The 25868-nt window shown below is 55.9% G+C and carries 22 protein-coding genes; 6 read left to right on the top strand and 16 right to left on the bottom strand.

Translation table 11 applies throughout. The annotated features are described in order from the left end of the window. Positions 1-228 precede the first annotated feature (228 nt). Positions 229-1833, bottom strand: a complete 1605-nt coding sequence (locus G5B47_RS07490) for a gluconokinase (RefSeq protein WP_235949764.1) — start codon at positions 1831-1833, stop codon at positions 229-231. A 233-nt stretch (positions 1834-2066) separates the two neighbouring features. Between G5B47_RS07490 and G5B47_RS07485 the strand changes: the two genes are divergently transcribed. Further along, the gene (locus tag G5B47_RS07485; RefSeq protein WP_165096247.1) at positions 2067-2597 is read left to right on the top strand and encodes a CDP-alcohol phosphatidyltransferase family protein; all 531 of its coding nucleotides are present in this window, start codon (positions 2067-2069) and stop codon (positions 2595-2597) included. A gap of 60 nt (positions 2598-2657) precedes the next feature. Here G5B47_RS07485 and G5B47_RS07480 read toward each other — a convergent pair whose 3' ends face one another. Next, the gene (locus G5B47_RS07480) at positions 2658-3374 is read right to left on the bottom strand and encodes a TorD/DmsD family molecular chaperone (RefSeq protein ID WP_165096245.1); all 717 of its coding nucleotides are present in this window, start codon (positions 3372-3374) and stop codon (positions 2658-2660) included. A 405-nt stretch (positions 3375-3779) separates the two neighbouring features. Between G5B47_RS07480 and moaA the strand changes: the two genes are divergently transcribed. Then, positions 3780-4784, top strand: a complete 1005-nt coding sequence (gene moaA / locus G5B47_RS07475) for a GTP 3',8-cyclase MoaA (RefSeq protein WP_165096681.1) — start codon at positions 3780-3782, stop codon at positions 4782-4784. Here moaA and G5B47_RS07470 read toward each other — a convergent pair. Then, on the bottom strand, positions 4781-5395 hold the full coding sequence (locus G5B47_RS07470) for a LysE/ArgO family amino acid transporter (protein ID WP_328804487.1): 615 nt from the start codon (positions 5393-5395) through the stop codon (positions 4781-4783). The two genes, moaA and G5B47_RS07470, sit on opposite strands and share 4 nt — an antisense overlap. A gap of 291 nt (positions 5396-5686) precedes the next feature. Between G5B47_RS07470 and G5B47_RS07465 the strand changes: the two genes are divergently transcribed. Continuing rightward, positions 5687-7135, top strand: coding sequence for an aminotransferase-like domain-containing protein (locus tag G5B47_RS07465; protein ID WP_165096678.1), 1449 nt, complete (start codon positions 5687-5689; stop codon positions 7133-7135). A 77-nt stretch (positions 7136-7212) separates the two neighbouring features. Here the strand turns inward: G5B47_RS07465 and G5B47_RS07460 are convergent, their stop codons facing one another. The 4 genes from G5B47_RS07460 to mobA form a co-directional block, all read right to left on the bottom strand. Further along, positions 7213-8379, bottom strand: coding sequence for a sensor histidine kinase (locus G5B47_RS07460; protein ID WP_165096240.1), 1167 nt, complete (start codon positions 8377-8379; stop codon positions 7213-7215). Further along, positions 8376-9050, bottom strand: coding sequence for a response regulator transcription factor (locus G5B47_RS07455; RefSeq protein ID WP_165096237.1), 675 nt, complete (start codon positions 9048-9050; stop codon positions 8376-8378). Before G5B47_RS07455 ends, G5B47_RS07460 begins: the two co-directional genes overlap by 4 nt. After that, positions 8980-10839 carry an ABC transporter ATP-binding protein gene (locus G5B47_RS07450; RefSeq protein ID WP_165096235.1) on the bottom strand — a complete coding sequence of 620 codons (1860 nt, stop codon included), beginning with the start codon at positions 10837-10839 and terminating at the stop codon, positions 8980-8982. The genes G5B47_RS07455 and G5B47_RS07450 overlap by 71 nt, the downstream gene beginning before the upstream one ends. Positions 10840-10902: 63 nt before the next feature. Continuing rightward, complete coding sequence (gene mobA, locus G5B47_RS07445; protein WP_165096232.1) at positions 10903-11544, bottom strand: molybdenum cofactor guanylyltransferase; 642 nt, start codon at positions 11542-11544, stop codon at positions 10903-10905. Positions 11545-11662: 118 nt separating this feature from the next. On the opposite strand from mobA, the gene G5B47_RS07440 reads away from it, so the two are divergent. Beyond that, on the top strand, positions 11663-12919 hold the full coding sequence (locus G5B47_RS07440; RefSeq protein ID WP_165096229.1) for an MFS transporter: 1257 nt from the start codon (positions 11663-11665) through the stop codon (positions 12917-12919). An 18-nt stretch (positions 12920-12937) separates the two neighbouring features. Here G5B47_RS07440 and G5B47_RS07435 read toward each other — a convergent pair whose 3' ends face one another. Continuing rightward, positions 12938-13390 (bottom strand): SRPBCC family protein, encoded by a 453-nt coding sequence (locus G5B47_RS07435; RefSeq protein WP_235949760.1) that lies wholly within the window; start codon positions 13388-13390, stop codon positions 12938-12940. 88 nt (positions 13391-13478) lie between these two features. Beyond that, complete coding sequence (locus G5B47_RS07430) at positions 13479-15182, bottom strand: glutamine--tRNA ligase/YqeY domain fusion protein (RefSeq protein ID WP_165096227.1); 1704 nt, start codon at positions 15180-15182, stop codon at positions 13479-13481. A 178-nt stretch (positions 15183-15360) separates the two neighbouring features. Here G5B47_RS07430 and G5B47_RS07425 point away from each other — a divergent pair, with 178 nt between their 5' ends. Continuing rightward, positions 15361-15612, top strand: a complete 252-nt coding sequence (locus G5B47_RS07425; RefSeq protein ID WP_025336868.1) for a DUF2164 domain-containing protein — start codon at positions 15361-15363, stop codon at positions 15610-15612. Positions 15613-15657: 45 nt separating this feature from the next. Then, positions 15658-16206 carry a GNAT family N-acetyltransferase gene (locus tag G5B47_RS07420; protein WP_165096224.1) on the top strand — a complete coding sequence of 183 codons (549 nt, stop codon included), beginning with the start codon at positions 15658-15660 and terminating at the stop codon, positions 16204-16206. Positions 16207-16338: 132 nt separating this feature from the next. Here the strand turns inward: G5B47_RS07420 and G5B47_RS07415 are convergent, their stop codons facing one another. From G5B47_RS07415 to G5B47_RS07385, 7 genes are all read right to left on the bottom strand, one after another. Further along, complete coding sequence (locus G5B47_RS07415) at positions 16339-16977, bottom strand: MOSC domain-containing protein (protein ID WP_165096221.1); 639 nt, start codon at positions 16975-16977, stop codon at positions 16339-16341. Between the two features lie 40 nt (positions 16978-17017). Further along, the gene (locus tag G5B47_RS07410; protein WP_165096219.1) at positions 17018-17560 is read right to left on the bottom strand and encodes a GNAT family N-acetyltransferase; all 543 of its coding nucleotides are present in this window, start codon (positions 17558-17560) and stop codon (positions 17018-17020) included. A 77-nt stretch (positions 17561-17637) separates the two neighbouring features. Then, positions 17638-18870 (bottom strand): MFS transporter, encoded by a 1233-nt coding sequence (locus tag G5B47_RS07405; protein WP_165096216.1) that lies wholly within the window; start codon positions 18868-18870, stop codon positions 17638-17640. Positions 18871-18960: 90 nt separating this feature from the next. Beyond that, positions 18961-21027 carry a molybdopterin-containing oxidoreductase family protein gene (locus G5B47_RS07400; RefSeq protein WP_165096214.1) on the bottom strand — a complete coding sequence of 689 codons (2067 nt, stop codon included), beginning with the start codon at positions 21025-21027 and terminating at the stop codon, positions 18961-18963. Positions 21028-21321: 294 nt separating this feature from the next. Further along, positions 21322-22149 carry a formate/nitrite transporter family protein gene (locus G5B47_RS07395; RefSeq protein WP_165096211.1) on the bottom strand — a complete coding sequence of 276 codons (828 nt, stop codon included), beginning with the start codon at positions 22147-22149 and terminating at the stop codon, positions 21322-21324. 353 nt (positions 22150-22502) lie between these two features. Continuing rightward, on the bottom strand, positions 22503-23579 hold the full coding sequence (locus tag G5B47_RS07390; RefSeq protein WP_165096208.1) for a hypothetical protein: 1077 nt from the start codon (positions 23577-23579) through the stop codon (positions 22503-22505). 278 nt (positions 23580-23857) lie between these two features. Further along, positions 23858-25222, bottom strand: coding sequence for an FAD-dependent oxidoreductase (locus tag G5B47_RS07385; protein ID WP_165096205.1), 1365 nt, complete (start codon positions 25220-25222; stop codon positions 23858-23860). Between the last annotated feature and the right edge of the window lie 646 nt (positions 25223-25868).

Genomic DNA, 25868 nt, shown 5'->3' with positions numbered 1-25868 from the left:
CTTACCTCTACAATTAATCATAACAGCTATGGAATACCATTCTACATTTTACATGAAAGATGACTTTCTTCCTACAACTATCCTCTGCAAAAGGGAGATTACGACAAAACTGTAACCTGTAATTCGCCGTAGGATTGAAGAAAGCGCCCGGCTAGCTCGCCATTCCGGAAAAGAGCAAGAAGCCACCCGACACTGACCCAGTGTTGGATGGCTTCTTTATTTCAAACGCTAAACCTTGCCCTGCATGGACATAAGTTCCGGAAACACCGGCTCCAGACGCCGGTAGACGTCCTTGAACAGCGGGTACAGCTTCTCATAGACGGCGCGGTTCGCATCGCTTGGAGCGTGGCTCCGCAGGATGCCGACGCGGTCGTCGGCTTCATCCAGCGAATCCAGTGCTCCCGTCGCTAACATCGCCAGAAGCGCCGCGCCGAAAGCGGAGGCTTCATAGCTGCCAGGGACGTCGATCCGCAGGCCCGTAATATCGGAGAGCAGCCCCGTCCAGACCGCGGACGAGGCGAACCCGCCCGAAGCGAGCATCCGCTCCGGCGGACCGGCCAGCCCGCTGAGCGTCTCCGTCACATCGTTCACCGCGAACAGCACCCCTTCCAGCACGGCCCGGACGAAATGCTGCCGTCCGTGGTGCAGGCCCGCGCCGGCAAATACGCCGCGGGCATCCGGGTTCCAATAGGGAGCGCGTTCTCCGCTCAGGTAAGGAAGGAACAGCACGCCGCCTGCGCCGGGCGGCACCGTCATCGCCAGGTCAATCAACTCGTCGAGCGAGAGATAGCCGGGCTGCCCCGGTTCGATAGCGGCATGATGTCTTCCCCGCCGCTGCCGTCTCTCCGGGTGCGCCCGGACGGCATCCCTTAGCGAAGGGCCGGGCAGGGCGCCGCCCATGAACTGCTCATTGAACCAGCGCAGGGCGATACCGCCGCTGCTGGTCGGGCCGCCGATCAGCCAGCGGTCTTCGCTGAACGGGTAGCAGAACATCCGCCCCTCCGGGTCTGTCATCGGCCGGGTCACGAACCGCCGGACCGCGCCGCCCCCATCGATCGTAACGGCGGTGCTTCCGGGACTGGCCGCGCCGGAGCCGATGTTCGCGAGTGCGCCGTCGCTTGCTCCGACTACCCACTTGGTGCCGGGCGACAAGCCGAAGGCCTCCGCCATATCGGGCTTCATTCCCCGCAGTACCTCGGTGACCGGCACAAGCTCGCCGAGGCGCTCTTTTCCGATTTCGGCCAGCTCCAGCGCTTGATCAGACCAGCCCCGCCCGGAGATATCGAGCAGCCCGGTGGCCGCCGCCGTCGACACATCCAGCGCGTACACGCCAAAACACCGGTATAAGAGGTACTCTTTGATGGAGATGAATCTTGCCGCCGTTTCGAACAGCTCCGGCATGTTCTCCTTCCACCACAGCAGCTTGCCGAGCGGCGACATGGGATGGGCCGGGGTGCCTGTCAGCGCATACAATTCTGCGGTCGCTCCGCTGCGCTTCAATTCGGCCAGCTGGGTGACGCTGCGGTTATCCGCCCAGGTGAGCAGCGGCGTCAGCGGCGTGCCATCCTTGTCCACCGCCATCAGACTGTGCATGGCCGCGCTGACCCCCACAGCCTCGATGTCCTCCGGCCTGACCCCGCCGCTTGCCATTGCCCGGCGGAACGCCAGAGCAACGGCATCCATAATCTCCTCCGGCCGCTGCTCCGCCCTTCCCGGCTCGGGAACAAGAAGCGTGTAGGTCGCCTTGCCCTGCCCGCGGATTTTGCCATGTCTTTCGTACAGAAGCACCTTTGCGCTTGTAGTGCCGATATCCAGCCCGACGAATAGCCCCATGTCCATCCTCCTCCCTGTTACATGAGTCTATTATACACCTTCTCCCAGGGATTCCCGTATAGCTCCGGGCCGCCCAAAACAGCAAAATCCGTAAGGATGATCGCGGTCAAAGCCTTGAGAGAAATATCATTTTTAAACATCGGATGAATCTGAGAAACTTGTTCCTACAACAGCTAGGTGTTAACGGCTCTGAAATGAAGGATGGCCTGTCATAAATTGAGCGAGGTGACGTGATGAAAATGATTCCAAATGGGATATCGTGCAGCCGAATGATTTTGGTTTTGATTTTGCTTGCAGTTAAGCCGCTGAGCGCAGCCTTTTACGTCATATATGCGGTTTGCGGTCTGAGCGATATGGTAGACGGATGGATTGCCCGAAAGACAGGGACAACGAGCAGACTCGGCGAAAAGCTTGATTCCCTGGCCGACCTCACCATGACAGGCGTACTATTCATTATTCTGTATCCCGTCGTCGATCCTCCGGCCGAAATCATCGTTTGGGTGATGTGCATTGGACTGGTCCGAATGGCATCGATGGCCGTTGCGCTGAAAAAATATAACACCTTTTCCATCCTCCACACCTACGGGAATAAAATCACCGGCATGCTGCTGTTTCTGTTCCCCTTCCCACTCCCCTATATTCATTCAGCGGTGCTGATGAGTATCCTGTGTGCTGCGGCCAGCCTATCGGCCATCGAGGAATTAATCATTCACCTGACATCAGACAAGCTGGAAGGGAACCGAAAGAGCCTATTCACGAAATGACCTCACTACTACAACTCGGGGGAAAATAAAAAAACGCCCGGATTTCCGGGCATCTTGTTCTTAAACAACCACGACTGAGGGGCGGTGCTGTATCACAGCAGGGGCGCTCTCCAGCGAAGCTCTCCAGGACTGCAGCATATGAAGGTCGTAGGGCAGAAACTCCTTCAGCATCCGGGACAATCCCAGGTACAGCGGACTGTTCGTCGCCGCCTCCAGTCTTTCGCAGAATTCCGGAATCCAGAGCAGCAGATGCTCCCGCAAAAATTGCTCCTGGATGTCCAGCAGTTCCATAGCGCTCTTGGCGGAAAAACTGTTGAACAGCATCCGCTCGTGCTGCACGGCCATGAACTCCAGCTCGATAGCAATGTGATCATCGGCCTCGTCGCCGCATTTTTTGAACACGATGCCTGCGGAGGCATACACGTCGGAAAGCACGTTGCAGAACTCCTCCGCTTCTCCGAGAAGGGCCGCTTCTCTTGGCTTAAAGCCGGCCACGGTTTCGTCGCGCATCAGCCGGTCGTATTCCGCAGCTTCCGCCTCGCAGACCTGAAGAAGATCCTCCGGTTTCTGGCCGCACAAATAGCGCTTCAGCTCACGTCCCCCTTCGGACATCTCGGCCGCCGCGCCGATCTGGCGATTCCGGCCCCACTGAGCGATCAGCGACAGGGTCGGTTTTCTTCCGAAAAAATCAGTAAACAGCTGGTATATGAACCCCCTGCTTCCCAGCCAACGTTTGAAGGCTTCCGAAACTTCCAGGGAAGGAACGGTCATATGCATTAGTAAATCCCCCTTGTAAGGTTGATCCGTACCGTACAGCCCGGAGGCTGCTCCTTACGGACTTATTGTTGTCTTTCTCTGCTTTGTGAATAGAGCGTGCACCCCGGGAAAATCGTACGGGCCGTGCCGCGAACCTACCACATTTTACTACGTTCTTCCGATAATTAAAAGTTATCACGGTTTGATGGTTTCATTATAGCCCATAATGAAAACGCTTTTCGTGAGCAATTTATGGCGGATTTCCTTCATTTGTCGCATTACTGTCAAATTTAAATTCCCAGCTTGGCTGGACTTGGGATAGTCGTGATAATATATAGAGAAGCGTCAAAAGTCCAAGATTGACGCAACTGTTATCATTCTTTAAAATTTGAAATAAAATCACCGTGCAACGAAAGGGGACAACTCATAATGGAACTGCTGACCGACCCTTTTGGGCGCGTTCATGATTATATGCGTATTTCGGTTACGGACCGCTGCAATCTGCGTTGTATCTATTGCATGCCCGCGGAAGGCATGGTATTTCAGCCGCATGACGAGATCATGAGCTATGAGGAAATCGCCTCCGTCGTGAAGGCGCTGGCCCCCGCCGGGCTGCGCAAGGTGCGCCTTACCGGCGGCGAGCCGCTGGTCCGCAAGGATCTGGAGCGCCTGGTCGCCATGCTGTCCTCCATTCCGGGCATCGAGGATCTGTCGCTCACCACCAACGGCCTGCTGCTGCCCGCCAAAGCGGCCGCGCTGAAAGCCGCCGGCCTGTCGAGGGTGAACATCAGCATAGATTCCTTGCGGCAGGACCGGTTCTCCATGATTACGCGCGGCGGAGAAGTCGCCAAGGTGCTGAAGGGAATCGAGGCGGCCGAGGCCGCGGGTCTCTCGCCCATCAAGCTTAACGTCGTCCTCATGAAAGGCATTAACGACGACGAGATCAAGGATTTTATCGCTCTTACCCTGAATAGTCCGCTGAATGTGCGGTTTATCGAATATATGCCGATCGGCAGCGCAACCGACGCCTGGCGTCAGACCTATCTGCCGCTGGAAAGAGTGCTCGAAGCCTGCCACGAGGCCGGATGGGAAACCGAGGAAGCTCACCCTCCCGCCGGGAACGGCCCTTCCCAGGACAGACGCGTCATCGGCGCCAAAGGCACATTCGGTCTGATTCATCCGGTTAGCGAGCATTTTTGCGATAACTGCAACCGGCTGCGCCTTACGGCCGACGGGCACATCAAGGCTTGTCTGTATTGGTCCGACGAATATAACGTGCGTCCGCTGGCGGGAGACCCGGAAGCGGTGCGCGCTTTATTCCGCAAGGCGCTGGGGAACAAGCCCAAAACCCACGAAATGGCGCTGGCGCTGGAGAAAAAAGCCCAGAGCCACACGCCTACAACCCGCCGCATGTCGCAAATCGGCGGTTAAACCGTAAGCGCGGCCCACAGCTGCCAGACCATATAGCCTGCCATTCCCCAGAGAAGCAGCGCCGAAAATATGTTCAGCAGCCGCACCAGCCGTCCGGAAGGATCGGCCTTGCCGAGCGCCCTGCCGCCGGCGGACAGGCCCATGAACCACAGCCACGATACCCCGGCGGCCGCGGCGGCGAACGTCCAGCGGTCGGCGGCTCCATACTGCAGGGAGCTTGTTCCGATTACGCCCACTGTGTCCATCAGTGCATGCGGGTTCAGCAGCGACACCGACAGCGCATAGCCTACCTGTTCCCTCACCGGAAGAACAGCTGCCTGTTCGCCAGCGTGGCTCTCCCGCAGAATTTTCCGGCCCATCATGATCAAAAAGACGGCCCCCGCCCCGTAAATGAAAGGGGTGAGCCAATGGAGCGACAGCACCGCCAGGGATACTCCCCCTACGGCAGCGAAGATCAGCAGCGTGTCGCACAGCGCCGCCGTGACCACGACGGGCAGGGCGCCAATATATCGGGGCTGCAGCGCCCCCTGGTTGAACACAAAAATATTCTGCGCCCCAAGCGGCAGAATAAGGCCAACGGCCAAAATAACCCCATGAATAATAACGTCCACCAAGTGTTGTCCCTCCCGGCTGTTTACGCCGCGGCCATAAGCGCCGCGGCTTTTTTTGTCCTTTATGATCGTACAGCCTTTTCGCGCTTCCGGGACCATCCAAAAGCGTGGCGGAAAGCCCAACCAAAGGAAACGCCTCCCCTTCGCATGCTATACTAAAATCCATAGACCGCACGAAAAAGAAACAGCTGCACCTCCCGGCAGGGGGAAGACAACCGTTTCTTAATGAAGTAAGCAGGCCCAAGACTTTTTAGGCAAAAAGGAGGGATTCCCATGCGGCACAGCGCCGGCATGGCTATGGTGGACTGGCGTCCCGACCCGTTATCGCCGCTGCCGCTCTACGCGCAAATCGCCGGATATTTCCGCGCCAAGATCACCGGCGGCAACTGGCCCGCAGGGATGAAGCTCCCGCCGCAGCGCGAGCTGGCCCGGCAGCTTGACGTCAACCGGAGCACGGTTGTTGCGGCGCTCGGCCAGCTAACCGAGCTCGGGCTCATCGAAGGAAGACATGGAGGAGGCACTCGGGTAGCGGCGGCGAAAGCAAACCGGGGAACGGCGGGAAGCTGGAATGATTATGTGGAGGAAGGCATCCACTATCCCAATCTTCCGGCCGTTCAGGCGATCAACCGCCTGGAATTTCAGCCGGAGCTGGTTCGGCTCGGGACCGGAGAGCTCGCCCCCGAGCTGCTGCCGGGTGAGCAGATGCGCGACATTCTGGCCGAACTTGCGCGCGGTGAGCTGCCGCTGGCGTACGAGGAGCCGCTCGGCAGCCTGCGGCTTCGGCGGGCGCTTAGCGCGGAGCTGGGCCGAAGCGGGATACAGGCCGACCCCTCCTCGATTCTGATTCTTTCCGGGGCGCTTCAAGGCTTTCAGCTGATTTCCCTTGGCCTTCTGCCCAAGGGATCAACTGTTCTGCTGGAGAAGCCCTCCTATTTGTACTCGATTCATTCTTTCCAGTCGGCGGGAGTCAAGCTGTGCGGCCTGCCCATGGACGGGCGGGGCCTGATGACAGAAGGGCTGGAGAACGCCGCCGTTCGAACCAAGGCGGCGCTGCTGTACACGATCCCCGCCTTCCATAATCCGACGGGCATCCTCATGGATGCGGAGCGGAGGCGGGAGCTGATGGAGAAGACGGCAGCGCTGGGATTGCCGATCCTTGAAGACGGAGCTTACCAGGACCTGTGGCTGGATGCGCCCCCTCCTCCGCCGCTCAAGGCTATGGACCAAAGCGGCAGCGTTCTGCACCTTGGCACCCTGTCCAAATCGGCGAGTCCCGGCCTGCGTATCGGATGGGTTGCCGGTCCCGAGCAGGTGATCCGGCGGCTGGCCGATATCAAAATGCAGACCGACTACGGGGCCAGCTCCCTCTCGCAGCTGGCGGCGGCCAAGTGGCTGGAGGACGGCTGCCACGAGCGGCATTGCAGCACCCTGCGCCTCGCGATGCGACGGCGGCGCGATCTGATGCTGGAGCTGCTGGAGCGGCATTGTGAGGGGCTTGCAGCCTGGAGCAAGCCTGCGGGCGGCTTCTATGTATGGCTGCGGCTGAACCGGCCGGTGCCGCTGCCGAAGCTGTTCCGCGCAGCGCTTGCGGAAGGCCTGCTGCTGAACACCGGCGATCTGTACGACCGGTCCGATGAAAGGCATCTCCGCCTGTCCTACTCATATGCGTCCCCGTCCGAACTGGAACGGGGAATCGCCAAGCTGGCGGAGCTGATCCGCCGGATGGACCGGCTGTCCTGACAGGCGGACCCGCCAAGCCGGACAGCCCACGAGCCGTTCGGTCTTCTAACGCCGTCACCGACAAAGTCTTAATCGCGCTATGTCGGCTGCTTATCCGGCGGGCCGGGCAGCGTCACAACGAACGCCGTTCCTTCGCCGAGACGGCTCTCCGCGCGGACCTCCCCCTGATGCAGGTCGACGATCTTTTTCACGAGCGACAGTCCCAGCCCGCTGCCCCCGGCGCCCGCGCTTCTCGCCTTGTCCGCCTTATAGAACCGTTCGAAGATGCGGGGCAGGTCTTCCCCTTCAATACCCGTACCGGTATCGGAGATTATGACCTCGGCTCCCCCATTTAGAGGACGCGCGGCAATGGCGATCGTCCCGCCCGCCGGAGTAAACTTGATGCTGTTATGCAGCAGATTGGTCCAGACTTGGGTGAGCAGATCTTCGACAGCCGTCACCGTCGTTTCGGCAAGCTCCGCCTCCATTTCGATCCCTTTCCCCATCCACTGTGGCTCACAGGCCAGGATGATGTTACTTAGCTGTCTATCCAAACGGAAAGGCTTCGCTTCGAACGGAAAGTTCCCCGACTCCAGCACCGACAGCTTGAGCAGACTGTCACTTAAGCCCGAGAGCCGGGCGCTCTCCGCCTCGATAATATCCAAGTAGTGCTCCCGGGTCTCCCGGCTGAGATCTTCGCGGCGCAGCGCGCGGGCGAAGCCCCGGATGGAAGTGAGCGGCGACTGAATCTCATGCGACACATTCGAGATGAAGTCCTGCCGCATCGTCTCCATCCGGCTCAGCTCGCTGGCCATTTCATTGATTCCTTCCACGAGCTCGCCCATTCGGCCATAGCGTTCGACATCCTCCACCTTGGCCGTAAAATCCCCTTTGGAAATCCGCCGGACGGCATTCAGAATCGGAGTATAAAACTTGTTCTGCTTCCCGTGCGTTATCAGGGAGATCAGTCCGCCAATGCAGAACAGAATAAGAAATCCGAGCAGCATACCCAGCAGCTGCGATACATAGACGGATGACGGACTGCCAAACCTTTTGAACAGCATGCTCAAAATAAAGTAGGAAGCCGTCCACGAGATGATGAGGAGCGAAAAACCAGCCAGCATTCCGAGCAATCCCCGGACGGCTCTCCCCAGCCGCTTCTGCCCGCGCCCTCCGGCCGGCTGCCGGGACCGCTCCCGGCGCGGACGACGATTCCGGGCTGCACGCTCCGGAACCGTCCGCTCTGACGCTCGCTGCCGCCTCATTCCGCACCCTCCAGCCGGTAGCCGAGACCGCGCACGGTGCGGATGGCGAATCCGTACCTCTCGCTCGGGAATCGTTCACGCAGCCGATTGATATGCACATCCAGCGTGCGTTCATTGCCTTCGAAGTCATAGCCCCAGATCTCCTCGATCAACCGCTCGCGCGGCAGGGTCTGTCTGGGGTAGCTCGCCAGCCTGAACAGCAGCTCGTACTCTTTAAGGGGCAGCGTCAGAACGCCGTCATCCGAATGGATTTCATACGTTTTCCGGTTCATCTTCAGCCTGCCGACGGTTACGCTTTGGGCGGAGGAAATCTGATACCGTTTCAGCAGCGCCTTTACGCGGGCTGTCAATACGGGCGGCTCAAATGGTTTGACGAGATAATCGTCGGTTCCCAGCTCAAACCCCTTCACAATCTGCGAAGTTTCGCCTTTGGCCGTGAGCATAAGCAGCGGAAAATCGTAATCCTTTCTTAGTTCGCGGCAGAGCTGCCAGCCGTCCATGTTCGGCATCATGATATCGAGAATTACCATGTCTGCGGTATGATCCCCGAGAAACTCCAGTGCTTCTTTCCCATCGGAAGCCTCATACACTTCTATGCCTTCAGCTTTCAAAAATACGGCTACCAACTCGCGGATGTGCGGGTCGTCGTCCACCACCAGTATTTTGGCCATATTCGGTAATCTCCTTTCCTTCGCCGTGTTCCCGTGATTCCGTATCAGCCGTTTGAAGCTGCTGCTGCGCAAATTCGCGGTAGAGGCTATGCTCCCGCAGCAGTTCTTCGTGTCTTCCTCTGCCGGTAATCTCGCCCTTTTCCATAAAAAGAATCTGATCGGCGTTCACCACCGTGGACAACCGGTGCGCGATAACGATGGTCGTCCGCCCCTTCATCAGATTGGACAGCGCCTTCTGCACGACCGCTTCTGATTTGCTGTCCAGACTTGAGGTTGCTTCGTCCAGCATCAGGATTTTCGGATCTCTCAGCAGCGCCCGGGCAATCGCAATCCGCTGCCGCTGTCCGCCGGACAGCTTCACGCCACGCTCGCCAACTTCGGTGTCGTAACCATCCGGCAGCTCATCGATGAAGGTATCGGCATACGCCATCGCCGCCGCCTGCCGCATTTCCGCCATATCGACCTCCCGGTCCAGACCGTAGCGGAGATTATCGGCAATGGTTCCGGCCAGCAGAGGGCTTTCCTGGGAGACATAGCCGATTCCCCCACGCCAGGAGGACAGCGAGAAATCGGAAATCGGCTTGCCTCCTAGCCGGATCACGCCTTCCTGCGGCTCATAGAAGCGCTCAAGCAGGGAGAACAGCGTCGTCTTGCCGCCGCCGCTTGGTCCGACAATCGCCGTCACCTCGCCCGGCGTAATGGAGCAGCTGACTTTGCTCAGCACGGGCTCGCCTTTTTTGTACCCGAAGGTGACATTATCCAGCATAATCGGCAGGTTTCCGCCGTCCGCCATCTCTTCCCCCTCGTACTTCTCTTCTTCATGCATCAGCATCTCCATCAGCCGCTCCGAAGCGCCCATAGACTTCTGAATTTGGGTGAAGAAGGTGGTCAGTTGGGTCAGCGGCATAATGATCTGAATCAAATATAGGATAAAAGCAACCAACTCTCCCGCCGTCAGCGCTCCGCTGGACACCTGCAGTCCGCCGTAGCCGATAATGACCACCAGCAGCATCATAAATATGAGCGAGACAAGCGGAGTGATCCATGCGCTGGCCTTGCCCTCGCGAATGCCGTAGGAGAGCAGGTTCAGAATGACTTTCTTGCCGGATTCGTATTCCCGGCGTTCCGCTCCGGACGCTTTGACGAGCCGGATTTCCGACAGCACGCCGCTGAGCACCGCCGTAAAGGAAGCTGTCTCATCCTGCATGCCCTTGGAAATCTTGTACATCATCCGGCCGAGCGGAACAAGAACGAGCGCCGAAAGAGGCAGCACAGTGAACAGAACCAGCGTCATTTTCCAATTCAGATAAAAGAGCACCGAGATCGAACCTGCAATGGAAATGATGCCTGTGAACAGGCTCGAGACATTCTCCGCTACCAGCGTCTTGATAATGCCTGTGTCGCTTGTCATGCGGCTGACGCTTTCGCCCGTCCGGATGTCGTTATAATAGGAGACTGGCAGCAGCAGCAGCTTGCGCCACAGGCGCTCCCTCAGGCTGGCAACCATTTTCTGGCCTGCATAATTCAGCAGATAGACGGATACGCCCGCGGCAATGGTCTGGGCGACGAAAGCGCCGGCGATTCCGGCGATCTGAAGACGGCTTATGGAAGACAGCGAGAAGCCGTCAACCAGCCCTTTGGTGAACATCGGAATGACGAGGGACACCAGCGTGGAAATGACGCTTAGCGTAATTGCCAGGGCCAGCAGGGCATACGGCGGTTTCGTTTCTTTGAGCAATTGGAGAAATGAACGGAGGTTCTTTCCCTTCATCTTCGTTGCGTTCGTCATTAAAGGTCCTTCCCTTCTTGTCTGGATTATAATGACAAAATACGCCCGGAAGTTAAACTCCAGTTAAACTCGCCACTCTGCGGCGGCCCGGTACTCCTCCGGAGTGTTCACATTGAGCAGCGGAGAAGGGGCTCCTTCCAAGTGTCCTGCAAAGCCCTCTTCCGGCACATACAGCACGTCGAGGCCGGCCAGCCAATCCATAACCTTCAATTTCCCCTCGGACAAGGCGATTTCCAGTTTCGGAAGGGCATCCTTATGGTAGAGCCCGAGCAGCGGCTGGACTTTGCCCGAACGCGAGACCGGTACGGCCGCAACCCGCCTGCCGCTCCGCTCCCAAGCGTCCAGAATGTACCGCATAAACGCCGCCGAAACAAACGGCAAATCACAGGGGGCGGCAAAATACCAATCCGAAGGCGCCGCGCTCATGCCCGCATGAATCCCTGCCAGCGGGCCGCAGCCGGGAAAACGGTCGGCAGCCTGCGGAAGCTGCAGGAAACGGAAGTCCTCCCGCTCCTTCTCTCCGCAGGCAACCGTCACCGGGTCCGCGACTTCCCCGAGGGCGGCGGCCACGCGGGCAATGGCCGGGATACCGCCGTACTTAAGCAGCGCTTTGTCGGCGCCCATCCGTCTGGAACGGCCTCCGGCGATGAGGATACCGGCAATTTTCATCTTCATCTGACCTCCTTCGCCAAAATTATTTTTCATAAAAGGTAATCCCCTCCTAGAAAAGCCGCGCATTTGGAAAAAGCAGAAAAAGCTGGTTTGTATCCCTTTTCAACTAATGTTACAGTGATATTAGCGGCTATGGCGGCTCTAGTTCAACATGTACAGCATTTGCGGGAGGAGAGCATCCAACTTGCAGGATAATAGTGAAAAACCATATACCTTCACATCTTTAAAATGGTTTAACTTTTTCGTATACGGAACCATGGTTTTGTTTACGAGCTTTTTTCAGCTTTATTTACAGGACGTAGGGATGAACAAGCTGGAAATCGGTGTGCTGATGTCGATCGGCCCCTTCGTCTCGATCTTCGCCAACCCGTTCTGGGGGCTATGGGCCGGACGTTATCCGAATATCCGGGTTATCGTCCTGCTGATGCTGGCGGGGACGCTTCTGTTCTCCCAGCTCATCTTTCAGGCCAATACATATGAAACGATCTATGCGGCGATCATCCTGTACTTTTTCTGCCAGACTCCGCTGTTTGCGCAGAGCAACACCCTGGTCTTGAGCTATATTTACGGGTCGGAACAGCGCTTTGGCTCCTTTCGCCTGTGGGGCTCGCTTGGCTGGGCGCTGACAGCTATAGCCGCTGGCCCTATCATAGATTACGGCGGCGTCTCCGTGCTGTCCTACCTGTTCGCGGTCCTGCTTGGCTTGTCCATCGTCTCGCTCGCAACTCTGCCCAAGCTTCGTCATTCCATCGGGATTGCGCCGATGCCGCTTCGGGGCTTTCACGTGCTGTTTAAGAATCCTTACTTTTTGTTCTTTATCTTTTTCGGCATTCTGGTATCGATCCCCAACACGGTGAATAATACGTTCATGTCGCTGTATATCAACGATATGGGGGGCTCCAAGACGATGGTCGGGCTTGCAGTATTCCTTTCCTCCATCGTTGAAGTAGGCGTCTTCATGCTCTGCGACCGCTACCTGCGGCGTAAAATCTCCGTGCTCATCGGCTGGCTGGCGCTGGTCAGTCTCTTGTTCGCGCTGCGGTGGTGGCTGATGGCGCAGTCAACGACGCCGCTTGAGGTGGCGTTCATCCAGATTTTGCATTCGATAACGTTCGGCGGCTTCTTTTATGTCGGGACCGAGCTGACGATGCTGCTCATCCCCCGGCCGTACCGCTCCTCGGCACAAGCTCTTTATACGCTGTCCTGGAGCGGAATTTCGGGAATGATGGGCGGCATCCTCGGCGGATGGCTGTTTCAGTATCTCGGCGCCCAGAGCATGTACGAATTCTGTGTCTTTCTTGCGCTGATCGGAGCGATTGGATACGCAGGCATGTGGGTGTTTGTCCGAAGAAATCATTACCGTCCTCACCAGGTGACCGAGGATGCACATGAAGAAGACGGGGTTTAGCCCGCTTTATGAAGTCTCTCAGGCCATTTGCTTGTCCAGCTGCTCCAATACGAAAGGCCATGCCTGTTCATGCGCATCTCTGGAATCCTCGTCGGGGAATCCCGAATGTGTAAGGCTTAGCAGCGTGCCGCCTTGCCGGGGAACCAGTTGGGCCGTAACCACCGTCTCGGCTCCCTTCGTACCTCCTTCTCCCGTAACCCATGTCATTTCGACCAGGCGGTCTTGTTCGAGCCGGAGAAACCGGCCGTAATGGGGATGCCGCCGTATGGTGCTGTCCTGTGCGGTCCGGGAGACCGTTTCAAAAAAGAATACGGTATTGACCTCCCCCTCCATAATGACCGATCCCGGCTCCGCAAACCAGCGGTCGAACTTCCGGGTCCACGCCTCATACAGAACTTCCGGCAAAGCCTTCATCTGCCGCTCCACTTTCAACGAAAAAGCCATCGAGCCCTCATTCCTTTCTGTTATCATTTAACGGCTCCGCTCTTTGGAGGTGCAAAAAAACGGCTGTCACGCTTTCGGGCGGCAGCCGTTTCTTCTCTTGTCTTATGATTTCAGCCTAGCCCTGTTTGGGCGGCTGATAGGAGCTTTTGAGCGAAACGATCAGGTTGAAGACCGGCTTGCCGGGCTCCGAGTACCGGCTGTCCACGTTAAAGTAACCGTGACGGAAGAACTGGAACTTGTCCTGCGGCTTGCTGTCCTTGAGTTCAGGCTCCACGAATCCTTGCAGAATTTCCAGCGATTTCGGGTTCAGTTGATCCAGGAACGATCGGGCGGGCTTGTCCGCGCCTTCCAGCTCCCCGGCTTCCCCTTCGCTTTCCGGTTCTTCGGCAAGAATCAGCGGCTCATACAGGCGGAATTCCGCCGGAGCGGCGTGGCTTGCTTCCACCCAGTGCAGCGTCCCTTTGACCTTGCGGCCGGTAAACCCGCTTCCGCTCTTCGTCTCCGGATCGTAGGTACAGTGCAGCTCGGTCACTTCGCCGTTCTCATCCTTGATCACTTCGTTGCACTTGATGAAATAGGCATGCTTCAGGCGCACTTCATTGCCCGGGAACAGCCGGAAATATTTGCTGGGCGGATTCTCCATGAAATCGTCGCGCTCAATGTATATCTCGCGGGAGAACGGAATTTGCCGGGTGCCCATTTCCTCGTTCTCGCTGTTATTCTCCGCTTCCAGCCATTCAACCTGTCCCTCGGGATAGTTCGTAATGACCACTTTAAGCGGTTGGAGCACCGCCATCGTGCGGGGCGCCTTCAGCTTCAGATCCTCGCGGATAAAATGCTCCAGCATTTGCAGATCGACGAGGCCCTGGCTCTTGGAAATGCCCGTCTCGTAGACGAAGCTGCGGATGGCCTCCGGCGTGTAGCCGCGGCGGCGAAGCCCGGAAATCGTCGGCATACGCGGGTCGTCCCAGCCGTCGACATGCCCTTCGTCAACGAGCAGCTTCAGCTTCCGCTTGCTCGTTACGGTCTGCTCCAGATTCAGGCGGCCGAATTCGTATTGATGCGGCGCAGCCGGCATCTCGCACTCGGCGATGACCCAGTCGTAGAAGGGACGCTGATCCTCAAACTCCAGGGAACAGAGGGAATGCGTTACGCCTTCGATGGCGTCTTCAAGCGGGTGCGCGTAGGCGTACATCGGGTAGATGCACCATTTGTCGCCCGTATTGTGGTGATGGGCATGGGCAATCCGGTAAATGACCGGATCGCGCAGGTTGATGTTCGGCGAAGCCATGTCGATCTTGGCGCGAAGCACCTTCTCGCCGTCCTTGAACTCGCCCGCGCGCATGCGGCGGAACAGACCCAGACTCTCTTCCACGCTGCGGTCGCGGTAAGGGCTGTTCTTGCCCGGTTCGGTCAGCGTGCCGCGAAGCTCGCGAATTTCGTCCGCGCTGAGGTCGTCCACATAAGCCTTGCCCTTATGAATCAATAGCTCCGCCCGCTCGTACATTTCTTCAAAATAGTCCGAGGCGAAGCGCAGGTTCTCCCATGTGTAACCGAGCCATTTTACATCTTCCTCGATCGATTTCACATACTCCGTATCTTCCTTGAGCGGATTCGTATCGTCAAACCGCAGGTTTGTCTTGCCGCCGAACTCGCCTGCCAGCGTGAAATTGATCCAGATCGCCTTGGCGTGCCCGATATGCAGATAACCGTTCGGTTCCGGAGGGAACCGGGTGACGATTTCGTTTACTTTGCCAGAGCGGAGATCTTCGGTAATGACATTTTTAATGAAATTGGAGGGTGTGCCCCGGTTCTCCACAGCAATCAACCTTTCGTTCGTGAATTCTTGCCCTTGTTCTTGTATAAACAGGTTTCCTATTAATATACCCGTTAAGCCGGGATTGTTCAATAAAATGGCATACGCTGCCAAGGCGCCGGTTCCCTTTGACTTCCCGCCGGGTCATGGAGTAGCATGAGTTTCAAGAGGAGGCGAGCCAATGAAACCGATTAAATTGCCAAAAGAGCAGCGGGAAGCGATGCTTGATCATATCCAGTCCTATTTCGAGCTGGAACGGGGAGAGAGCATCGGGCGCCTTGCGGCGGACAGCCTGCTGGACTTTTTTATGAATGAGCTGGGACCGGCCGTCTACAACCAGGCGCTGAGCGACTGCCGCACACTGACGGCGCAGCGGATGCAAGGGCTGGAAGAGGATATCTATGCGCTGGAATGGAGAGTATCCCGAAAATAGGCGGCACCGCTTGAGACTTGCGATCGAACTGAAGGAGGCGGCAGCTTGTTCCATTTTGTAATCGATGATGAGCTGGTCCTGAAGCCTCTGGCGGTGGAGCAGGCCAGGGCCTTGCTTACGCTTGTGGATCAATCAAGGGAGCGGCTGCGCAAATGGCTGCCCTGGGTGGACAACGTGACGGACGTGTCGCATATGACGGCCTTTATCAAAACCGCCATCCGGCAGGGCAGCGACAACGGCGGCTTTACCGCCGGCCTGTGGGTGAGCGGCCAGATGGCAGGCATCATCGGCTTCCATGAAATCGACTGGCACAACCGGTCCGTCGGCATTGGCTATTGGCTGGGGGAGAGCTTTGAAGGCAACGGCTACATGACCAGCGCCTGCCGGGTGTTCATCGACCACGCCCTGCTGGAAATGGATCTGAACCGGGTAGAGATCCGCTGCGCCACGGGCAATGCCTCCAGCCGCGCCATTCCCGAGCGGCTCGGCTTCGTGCTGGAGGGCGTGATCCGGGAAGCCGAGAAGCTCCCGTACGGCTATGTCAACCATGCCGTGTACGGCATGCTGCGGAGCGAGTGGAAGCTGCTCCGGTAAAAAGAGCGAGGCTGGCCGGAAATGAAGCTTGTTAGACGGCCAAGCTTTTTAACTGGAGGGGGCGTCACCTGCGGTAGCTGCGCGTAATTTTTTACGCTGCCAAAAAAACAGAGGGCCCCTAAAGGCCCCCTCTTAATCCTCGTCCAGCCACCCCTGGAACCGCGACCGGATGCCGGACGCCAGAGCCTCCAGCCGGACCAGCTCTTCCAGACTGCGCTTGTCCCTGCGCCCGGACGCCATCATCTGCAGCACGCGCGACACCGTCACTCCGCCGTCCCCGGGGGAGGCCTTCACGATCGCCGAGCCGGAGGCAAGCTCCCCTTCACGCAGCACCCGGAAATAGAAGCCGCTGAAGCCCGTCTTCAGCACCTGCGCGGGCATATCCGCCGGACCGTGCTTTTGCGAGAGCTTGAAGCAGGGATAGCGGGGTTGGCTCACCTGTACGAGCGCGTTCCCGATCTCATAAATGTCGCCGATGCAGACTTCCGTTTCGAGCAGCCCGGCGGTCGTCAGATTTTCTCCGAAAGCGGCGCAGTCCAGCTTTTTGCCCAGCCACTCTTCCCAGTAGGCATAATGCTCCGACGGATACACGCAGACGGCCTTGTCCGGCCCACCGTGATTGACCAGATCGGCTTGTCCGTCGCCGGCCAGCCCGTCCGCCGAGAGACGTACGGGATCTTCCGCAGGAAATTTGTAAATGCCCGTCTCCAACGGCTTGCCGTTATAAAGAGTCGTTACCGGCATTCCCACGTTCAATGAGATGATGTTCATGAACCAACCCCGCTTTCTGTTCGCTATTATCTGTCATGGTCTACTCTTCGTTGACCCGTTCATCCTCTTGTCTGTTCGATGCCTGCGGGAGGATACAGCTCATAAATATCTCGTCCACATACCGGCCCCCGAGATAAAATTCCTCGCGAAGACGCCCTTCTTCAAGGAATCCGCATTTCCGGTAAAATGCCATAGCCGAAAGATTGCTTGAAAGCACACGGAGCCGAAGCTTGCGGATGCCGCGCTCAGCGGCCAGCTCCTTGACGGCTTCCATCAGGTCCCGACCGATTCCCGAGCGCTGCCGGTCGGGATGGACGGCAATATGTATCTCATAGACATGCCGGTTGCTCTTCATTCCGGTCGGGCAGCCGAAGCCGACATAGCCGCACAGCTCGTCCTCTATCACCGCAACAAGCTGGGAGCCCGGAGGGGCATGCAGCAAAAAGTCCTCGCTCGACCGCCACGACAACGCCGCCGGGGCCGTATCCTCGGTCCATATCAGATGATCCAGCATAATCAGCTCGCGAACGTCGCGAAGCTCGGACAGCCGGATCGACAGCGTACATTTGTCTATGTGAAGCATATTCATATCCCCCTTGCAAGTAAACAGCGCATGGGACAAGCGCCGATGGTTTAAAGCTTATAGGCCAAGCGCTCCGGTCAAGCCGATTTCACCGCTTCGGCCGATCCCGAAAGCGCGCCGCGTCTGCTGCCGTACGCATGAATCACGAAAAATCCCACAGCCAGCACCGCCACGCCGCAGGCCAGCCAGGCGGTCGGCGCCAGGCCTCCCGCGTCAAACAGGCTGCCCATAAAGAATGGGCCGAGCACCCGTCCTACCGCCCCGATGCCTCCGGTGAGGCCCAGATAGAACGGAGCGCCATGCGAGGCATGCTCCGAAATAAACGCCGGCATGGCCGGAGCAATGAGCATTTCGCCCAGCGTCGTCAGCAGCATGGCGAAGAGCATGCCCGCATAGCTCGGCATCGTCAGGATGACGATGTAGCCGCTCAGGTAGAAGACGGCACTAGCTGTCATCTGCGCCGCCGATCCGGCTGCGAACCAGCGCTTGATCAGGGCGACAAGCGGCTGGGCGGCGAAGATCAGAATGCCGTTAAGCGTCCACAGGAAGCCATAATATTTTTTCGGCAGACCTTCCGAAATGATGAACGGCGACACTCCCGTATTCCAGATGGAGTTGCCGATGAGCAGAAACAGCGACCCGAGCGCCATAAACAAATAGATTCGCGTATTGCCCATCAGCTTCCAGTTCGAAACGGCCCGGGATTGCGCCTTTTTCGATTCGGCTGAAACGGTTCCCCGCGTGCCCCCCACTTGCCGCAAGTACACAAAGAAAAAAACGGCAAAGACGGCGGAGGAGACGCCGTTCATCACGAAACTCAGCATATAGGAGATATCCGCCAGAAATCCGCTCAGCGCCGTCCCGGCCGCCACGCCAATATTGTTCGCGACATAGACGATATTGAACAGCTCGGCACGCCGCTCCGCGAACCGAAAGCCGATAAACGCCTGAATTGCGGGCATGGAGAGCGCGTTGAACAGCCCCACCAGCCCCATCGCGACAATGAACAGCCTCCAGCTTGCGCTTGCCGCCGGTAAGGTGAACAGAACCAGCGCATTCATGGCCAGCGCGCCGACAATCAGCCTGCTCACCCCGACTTTATGGTAGAGGGAGCCGCCGAGCAGCTGGCCCGCAATCCCGCCTAGCGACTGAATCAAAATAACGAGCCCGGCATCCTGCATGCTCCGTCCGAGCTCGCCATACACATACATCGTAATCAGCGGCCACATCAGCGCGCTGCCGGTCGCGTTAATCAAGCTTGCGGCCAGGAACACTTTTACTTCCCTAGGATAGTTGTCCAAAAACCTCATCTGCTCATACATCCCCTGCAATACGTGTTGTCAGTAATCTAAATAGATTACGTCGGGCAGACGTTCAGGGCAAGCCTGTGCATTGACGCTTTAACGTACTTCAACCTCGACCGTAGCCGAGAAAAAGGTGGCTCCCTTCCCCATATCGCTCAGCCGGGAGGGGGTCAGCACATTACTCCGCTGCGGGCGGTCCTTGCCTTCCCACCACAGCCCCTGGCTGATGACAGTGCCGGGCAGCATTCGGTCGGTTACCGACGCCCAAATCTCGATCGCGCCGCGGTCATTGTATACCTTGACCTCATCCCCGTCGGCAATGCCCCGCACCGCCGCATCAACCGGATGAATTTGCAGCGTAGGCCTTTTCTCTAAGGTTTGATGCTTGCCGACATTAGCGAAGGTGGAGTTGAGGAAATTATGATTCGGCGGCGAGATGAACATCAGCGGATACTTGTCTTCCCTGCCCGGCCGCCGGATGCCGTCAAAGCCCTCGGTAAGCGGAGTATAGGTGGGCAGCGGCGGCAGCCCCGCATTCTCCATCGCCCGTGAGTACAGCTCAATTTTGCCGGAAGGTGTGGGCAGATTGTCCAGATACCGCGCTTTGGGCGTCATATCCAGCTTGACATGCCGCTCGGCCTTCAGCCGCTCCAGCGTCACCCCGTTCAAATACGGATTGCGCGGATAGTCCAGCGCCTCGCGGATCATGTCTTCCTCGCTTTGCCCGAAGGCTTCCTCGTCAAAGCCCATGGCCTTTCCCAGCAGCGAGAACAGCTCGACATTGCTCTTGCACTCGCCCGGGGCTTTTAACACCGGCTCCTGAAGCTGGATATAATGATGCCAGTAGGAGCTGTACAAATCCGTATTCTCAAATGTCGACGTCGCCGGAAGCACAATGTCGGCGTATTTGGCCGTATCGGTCAGAAAAAGATCATGCACGACCGTGAACAGGTCTTCACGCGCAAATCCGCGCTGCACCCGTTCCGCATCCGGCGTGACGACGAGCGGATTGCTGCAGTAGACGAACAGCGCCTTGATCGGCTGCTCCGTCATTTCCAGCGCTTCGCCGATCCGGTTCATATTAATGCTGCGCGCCCGAGGATTCGGGCGCAGGTCGGGACGCTCCAGCGCCCGGGAATTCATCGCGGCATACCCGCCGTTGCCCTTGATCGCGCCTCCCCCCGGCTTCAGCCACTGTCCGGTCAGCGCAGGCAGACAGGCAATGCTGCGCACCGCCATGCCTCCGTTATCATGGTGCTGAAGCCCGTTGCCGATATGGATATAGGAGACCGCAGCTTTTCCGTACAATGTTCCCAATTTTTCAATGTCTTCTACCGGGATGCCTGTTATAGCTGCCACAGCCGCCGGCGTATACTTTTCCGCCTGCTGCCGCAGTTCTTCATGCCCCACCGTGTAAGTCTTGAGGAAATCCGCGTCCGTCAGCCCGTCGCGGAACAAAATATGCATGATGCCGAGCGCCAGCGCCGCATCCGTCCCCGGATAGAGCGGCAGGAACCAGTCGGCCCACTGCGCCGTGCGGTTCTTATGGACATCTATGACGACAATTTTGGCGCCCTTCTTCCGGGCCTGCTCAGCCAGCACAACCTGATGCATGTTCGTGCTGACGATATTTCCGCCCCAGACGATAATCAGCTCGGCGTTCACGATATCCTCCGGGCTTGTCCCGCCGCTGAAGCCCATTGTATATTTCCAGCCCGCGCTTCCGGCGGCATTGCAGATGGTCTGCTCCAGGCGGCTTGCTCCAAGTGCGTTGAAGAACCGGCGGTCCATGCCCTCCACGCTGAGTACACCCATATTGCCGTAGAAGCTGTATGGCAGAATGCTTTCCGGTCCGTATTCCTCCGACAGACTGCAGAATTTGCCGGCAATCTCGGCAATCGCCTCATCCCAGCTGATCGGCTCGAACGCCCCCTCCCCTTTGCGCCCCACGCGCCGAAGCGGGGTTGTCAGCCGGTCCGGATGGTGGACGCGCTGCGCCATGTTCCTGACCTTGTTGCAGATGGCTCCCCGGGTGACCGGATGCTCGGGATCTCCTTCGATTTTTACAATTTTGCCGTCTTTCTTATGCACAAGCAGCCCGCAAGTATCGGGACAATCCAGTGAGCATACGGCAGGGAATATGCCATTCTCGAGTTCGTTCATGCCGCTTGGCCCTCCTCGTGTTTGCTGCTTTCATTGTATATTCCAACATTCCTATCCGTAAAGCAAAACGGGAATGCTCCTGCTGATTCGAACCGGTGAAAGCCGGGTAATAGACGGTATGAAATACTCCCTATTTTTTCGCCGTAAGCTTCGGTTTCGTTCCCCCGAACCGTCAGCGATTACGGCGAATTTTTATTGCCCGGCAGCAGCTCATGCAAAAGAGCGCCGCTCCCCCGGAGACGGCGCCCTTGATCAGGCAATGAAGCTATAAATTATGGCCGGAATTCCCGGTAATTAAGCGTGCTTCTTCACGCCGGCCGAGGCCACGCTGTCCAGAGATTGAACCGCCGCAGGCGATTTGCGCAGATAGGCGTTCCAGTAGACGCCCGCCACAAACAGGGCTCCGCCTGTCAGGTTGCCGAGCCAGACCGGCACGAAATTGCCGAGGTACTGTCCCCATGAGAAATGGCCTTCGAAGATAGCCGCCGGAATCAGGAACATGTTAGCAACAACGTGCTGGAATCCGATGGCAACGAAAGCCATGGTCGGGAACCAGATGCCGAGGATTTTGCCGCTGAAATTGTCGGCTCCGTAGGACAGCCAGACCGCCAGCGCCACAAGCCAGTTACAGCCGATACCTGAGACGAAAGCCTGAAGGAACGTAGCGTCCAGTTTGTGCTCCGCCAGATCAACCAGCTTATCGAGGTAGACGCCGTCAGCGGTCAGACCCACAACATGGCCGAAGAAATAAGCGACAAACAGGGCTCCCACAAAATTGCTCAGCGTAATCAGAATCAGGTTCTTGATCGTTTCTCCGAACGAGATCTTCTTAGAGTACAAGGCGAGCGGCACAGCCATCATATTGCCGGTAAGCAGTTCGCCCCCTGCCAGAAGCACGAGAATAAGTCCGACCGGGAACACCGATGCCCCGATAAAGCTGGCGATGGACCCCCATTCCTTCGGCGCGCTGGCAATAACGCGAATATCAAGCAAATATCCCAGAGCGATGAACGCTCCCCCCAGAAAGCCGAGAATAAGCACGGTGAGCAGAGGGTTGTGAGCCTTCTTGATTCCGTTCTCCACCGTCACTTCGGCTATTTGCTGCGGTTTGTTATAAGCCATGGTTTCTGTCTCCTTCTTCCTTCACTATTACTTTAAATTTTTCATTTAGGCCCATTGTAGCTCTTTGCTCCCCACATTTACGTGATAATTATCACTTGTGAAAATAACAAGTGAATTTTTTCACCAGTGTGACAAACTTTAAATCGCTTCCGAAAACTGTAAAAGGGAGACATACAAACTGCTGTTAAAACCGCCCTTATTCATACAACCGTCCGCACCGACTCAAACATTAATGGCTGGCTGGATTTTGAAAACAACCATTTGTACGGGCACGTTTAATATACAAAGAAACACCCAGATATTCTGAAAGGACACTAGTATCGTGACCAAACTGAATTTCAGGATAAGGTGCTTTAATTGTTTGATCCTTTTACAACCTGGATGTTATTAATGAACCCAACTTCAGGAGTAAATATAGCAGTAAATTTATTACTCTTCACATCATACTCGAATAACCCTCGTTTATTATTAACGACTGCTATCGCATATATTTTATTGCTATCGTTCGAGTAATTGGCATCTCCTCTTTGTAATCTTACAGTGTCCCACTTACTCTCACTGGATGTTTTCTTGACAATGTCATAGTCAACAACCGTAGAAGGCACTTGTCCCTTATTATATTCCTTGTCACAAAATGCAATAACATGACCATCTTTATTCATCAGCATACGAATCCAGTAATTCTTGCTAAAAAGTTTGGTTGTCTCCTTCAAATCGAAATCCGTTTCATATACGGTATAAGTTGGCATTTTAAAATTGTTCTGTCCCGCAGGTCCATCTTGATGGGCCAGGCTATAATTTCTTTGCTTCAGCGAATATGCAGAAGCATAGATTTTTTTGTTTTTGTGATCTAGTGTGATTGTTTCTACGAGCATGTCATTATCGCCCCAGAGCGTCATCTCATGGGTGTTGAGATCAATGGCTCCTAGTCGTATACCATGCTCTCCTTTTACATTAGCCACAAAAAACAGTCGATCTCCTGAAGGAATAATATAGTTGACTGCATTTAAGTTATTAGTTAGTTGATTACTTTTATTACTCGATAAATCCCTGACAAAAATCTGGTCTCCGTAATCCTTGTCTGTATTTACCCTTTGGGTATAGTACAACAATTGATTAGGCTTATCATAGAAGCCCAACGGATATTGAGCTGTATAATCGAATTCAAAGACCTTTTTCATTTCTTTTGTAGCTGTATCATAGCTTAATATTTGTGTCTTTATGGCTCCGTTATTATCTGTAGTTGAATATTCTGAATAAGTCATCGTGATGTAATCAGCTGCAGGTGCTGTTGATTTCACCTGTGTACTAGCAATTGCACTGGGATTTGCTGAGCTTGTTGGTTCCACACCAGCACCCTTAAACGAGCAGGATATCAGTAGTATTGCTAACAATAACAAACCTATTAAAGGCTTTAATTCATTTTTCACATCACTCTCTCCTTAATATCAGGTTCTAGTATCTACCCGGGAAGGATAACGTATCATTGACTGTGTTCTACGAATACTCCAAGGAGTAAAATCCCCCGACCATCCTTCACCAGCCAATTATGTAATTGTATAGCATTTAAAAAGGGAGTTATTTACAATTCTATTACAACCTTCTTCTCCACACGGCAAAATCTAACAACATCTCTGTAAAAACAAAAAACCGGAGCCGCGCCCGGCCCCGGTATGGATATTTAATTCGTGCTGCTTAACTGAACCCGCTATACTCTGACCGGCTGTTTGCTCTCCGCAGGTTTCGGCAGCGCCTGAAGGCCGGCCGTGTTCAGGAAGTTCCACGGCTTGTTGTAATGCGGCTGGAAGAAGAAATCAATAAAGGCGAGCTGGTCGACCGTCATGCCGTTCTGGATGCAGACCGAGATCGTATTGATCGACTGGGTCAAATCCACTTTGGACATGATTTGCGCTCCCAGAATGCGGCGCGTGCCGCGCTCAAAGACAACCTTGAGCTGGACCTCCTCGAAAGTAGGCATAAACTCCGGACGGTAGTTGTCCGTAATCATGACCGCTTCGGCGTCGATTCCCTCGTGCTTGGCGGCGGCTTCGGTCATGCCGGTTCCGGCGATATTGTCTTCGTAAATTTTGATGCCGGAAGTCCCTTGCGTTCCCATATAAGGAATCGTGTTGTTCACCAGATTGCGGGCAACCAGCGTGCCCATCCGTACGGCGTTGGTCGCCAGCGGGATGTAGGCTTTTTTACCTGTTGGGTTGTAGTGAATCGCGCAGCTGTCTCCTGCGGCGAACACATCCGGCGCGCTTGTATGCATGTAGTTGTCGACGATAATCGCCCCGTTGTCCAGCATATCGACCTGTCCCTTAAGCAGTTCCGTGTTCGGACGGAAGCCGATGCAGAGAATGACCAGATCCGCTTGATATTCGCCTTTGTCCGTAACGACGGTCGATACCTTGCCGCCCTCGCCCTTGAAGGAGCTCACCTTCTCGCCAAGCGCCAGCTCGATGCCGTGATCCTTCAGCGACTGCTCGATCGGATTCGTAAACTCGGGGTCGAGGTATTTGCTCAGAATGCGCGGCTCCGCGTCGATCAGCGTGACCTTTTTGCCGTTAAGCTGAAAGGCCTCGACCAGCTCGATGCCGATATAACCCGCGCCGACGACGGCGATATGGTTTGCGTGACGCGATTTTTCGATAATGGTATTGGAATGATTGTAGTTTTTGGAGAGCAGAATGTTATCCAGGTCCATCCCTTCAAGCTTAGGAACGATCGGCCAGGAACCTGTCGTCACAATGAGCTTGTCGTAGGCATCGTCAAATTCTTTGCCCGTGTTCAGGTCGCGTGCGCGAAGTGTCTTGTTCTTCGTATCCACCGATACCACTTCATGGCGCATATTGGTCTTGACTCCAAGCTCGGCCAGCTTCTCCGGAGACGAATAGAACAGCCCCTGCGGGTCTTTCACAACGCCTCCGACATACAGCGCAATGCCGCAGGACAAGAACGAAATGTTGTCGTTGCGCTCATATACGGTAATTTCGGCTTCCGGGTACAGCTGGGCTGTGTTGACAATGGCGGCGGTTCCTGCGTGGGTGCATCCGATAACGGCTACTTTCATGGTTTCTTCCTCCTCCAAATGCAAAGCTCTTTTTTTTAGACAAAACGTTTGTTGATGTGATTTTTTTCACTTTATACAATCATTATATTGTGATAATTATCACATTTCAATCATTTTTCTGCCAATTAACACATTGTTCACAATTTGAAATGAACCGCTTCGCGAGAAGTCCGTTTTAGTTTGGCCCGCCTGCACTTGCATTATGTCGGTGGAAGAATGAAGCAGCCGCCCCGTTGAGAGGAACGCACCTTTTTGTTTTTTTAATAAAAGTCTCCATAAAAAATCCCCAGGTTTCACCAGGAAACCTAGGGATTTATACATGACGCAGGGATCTCGGCAATCTATTGTCCCCCGTTAGCTAACCCACCTATCCATCCAAATAACTCACTAACCCTCCACCAACTCTGCCCTATCAACAACCTTCCTGTTCAGTCTGCGCTCGGTGTATGTCGCCGGGCATTTCCTGCAAATCTGCAGGTTTGTCAGGTAAATTTCGCAGGAAGAAGAAAAGGATACCATTCTGCAGCTTTTCAAGCTCACGCGCCGCCAAATGGGGAGATAGGAGAAGAATTCCTGCACTTTCGGCAGGAATTAGGGTTCGGAGGATGGATTTACACGAAAAAAATGTAAAAACGCAGGAATTTCG

This window comes from Paenibacillus apii, from assembly GCF_011043685.1.
Lineage (GTDB): Bacteria > Bacillota > Bacilli > Paenibacillales > Paenibacillaceae > Paenibacillus_AQ > Paenibacillus_AQ sabinae.
The sequence above is the reverse complement of the archived record's forward strand: the minus strand, read 5'-3'. Positions and strand labels throughout refer to the sequence as shown.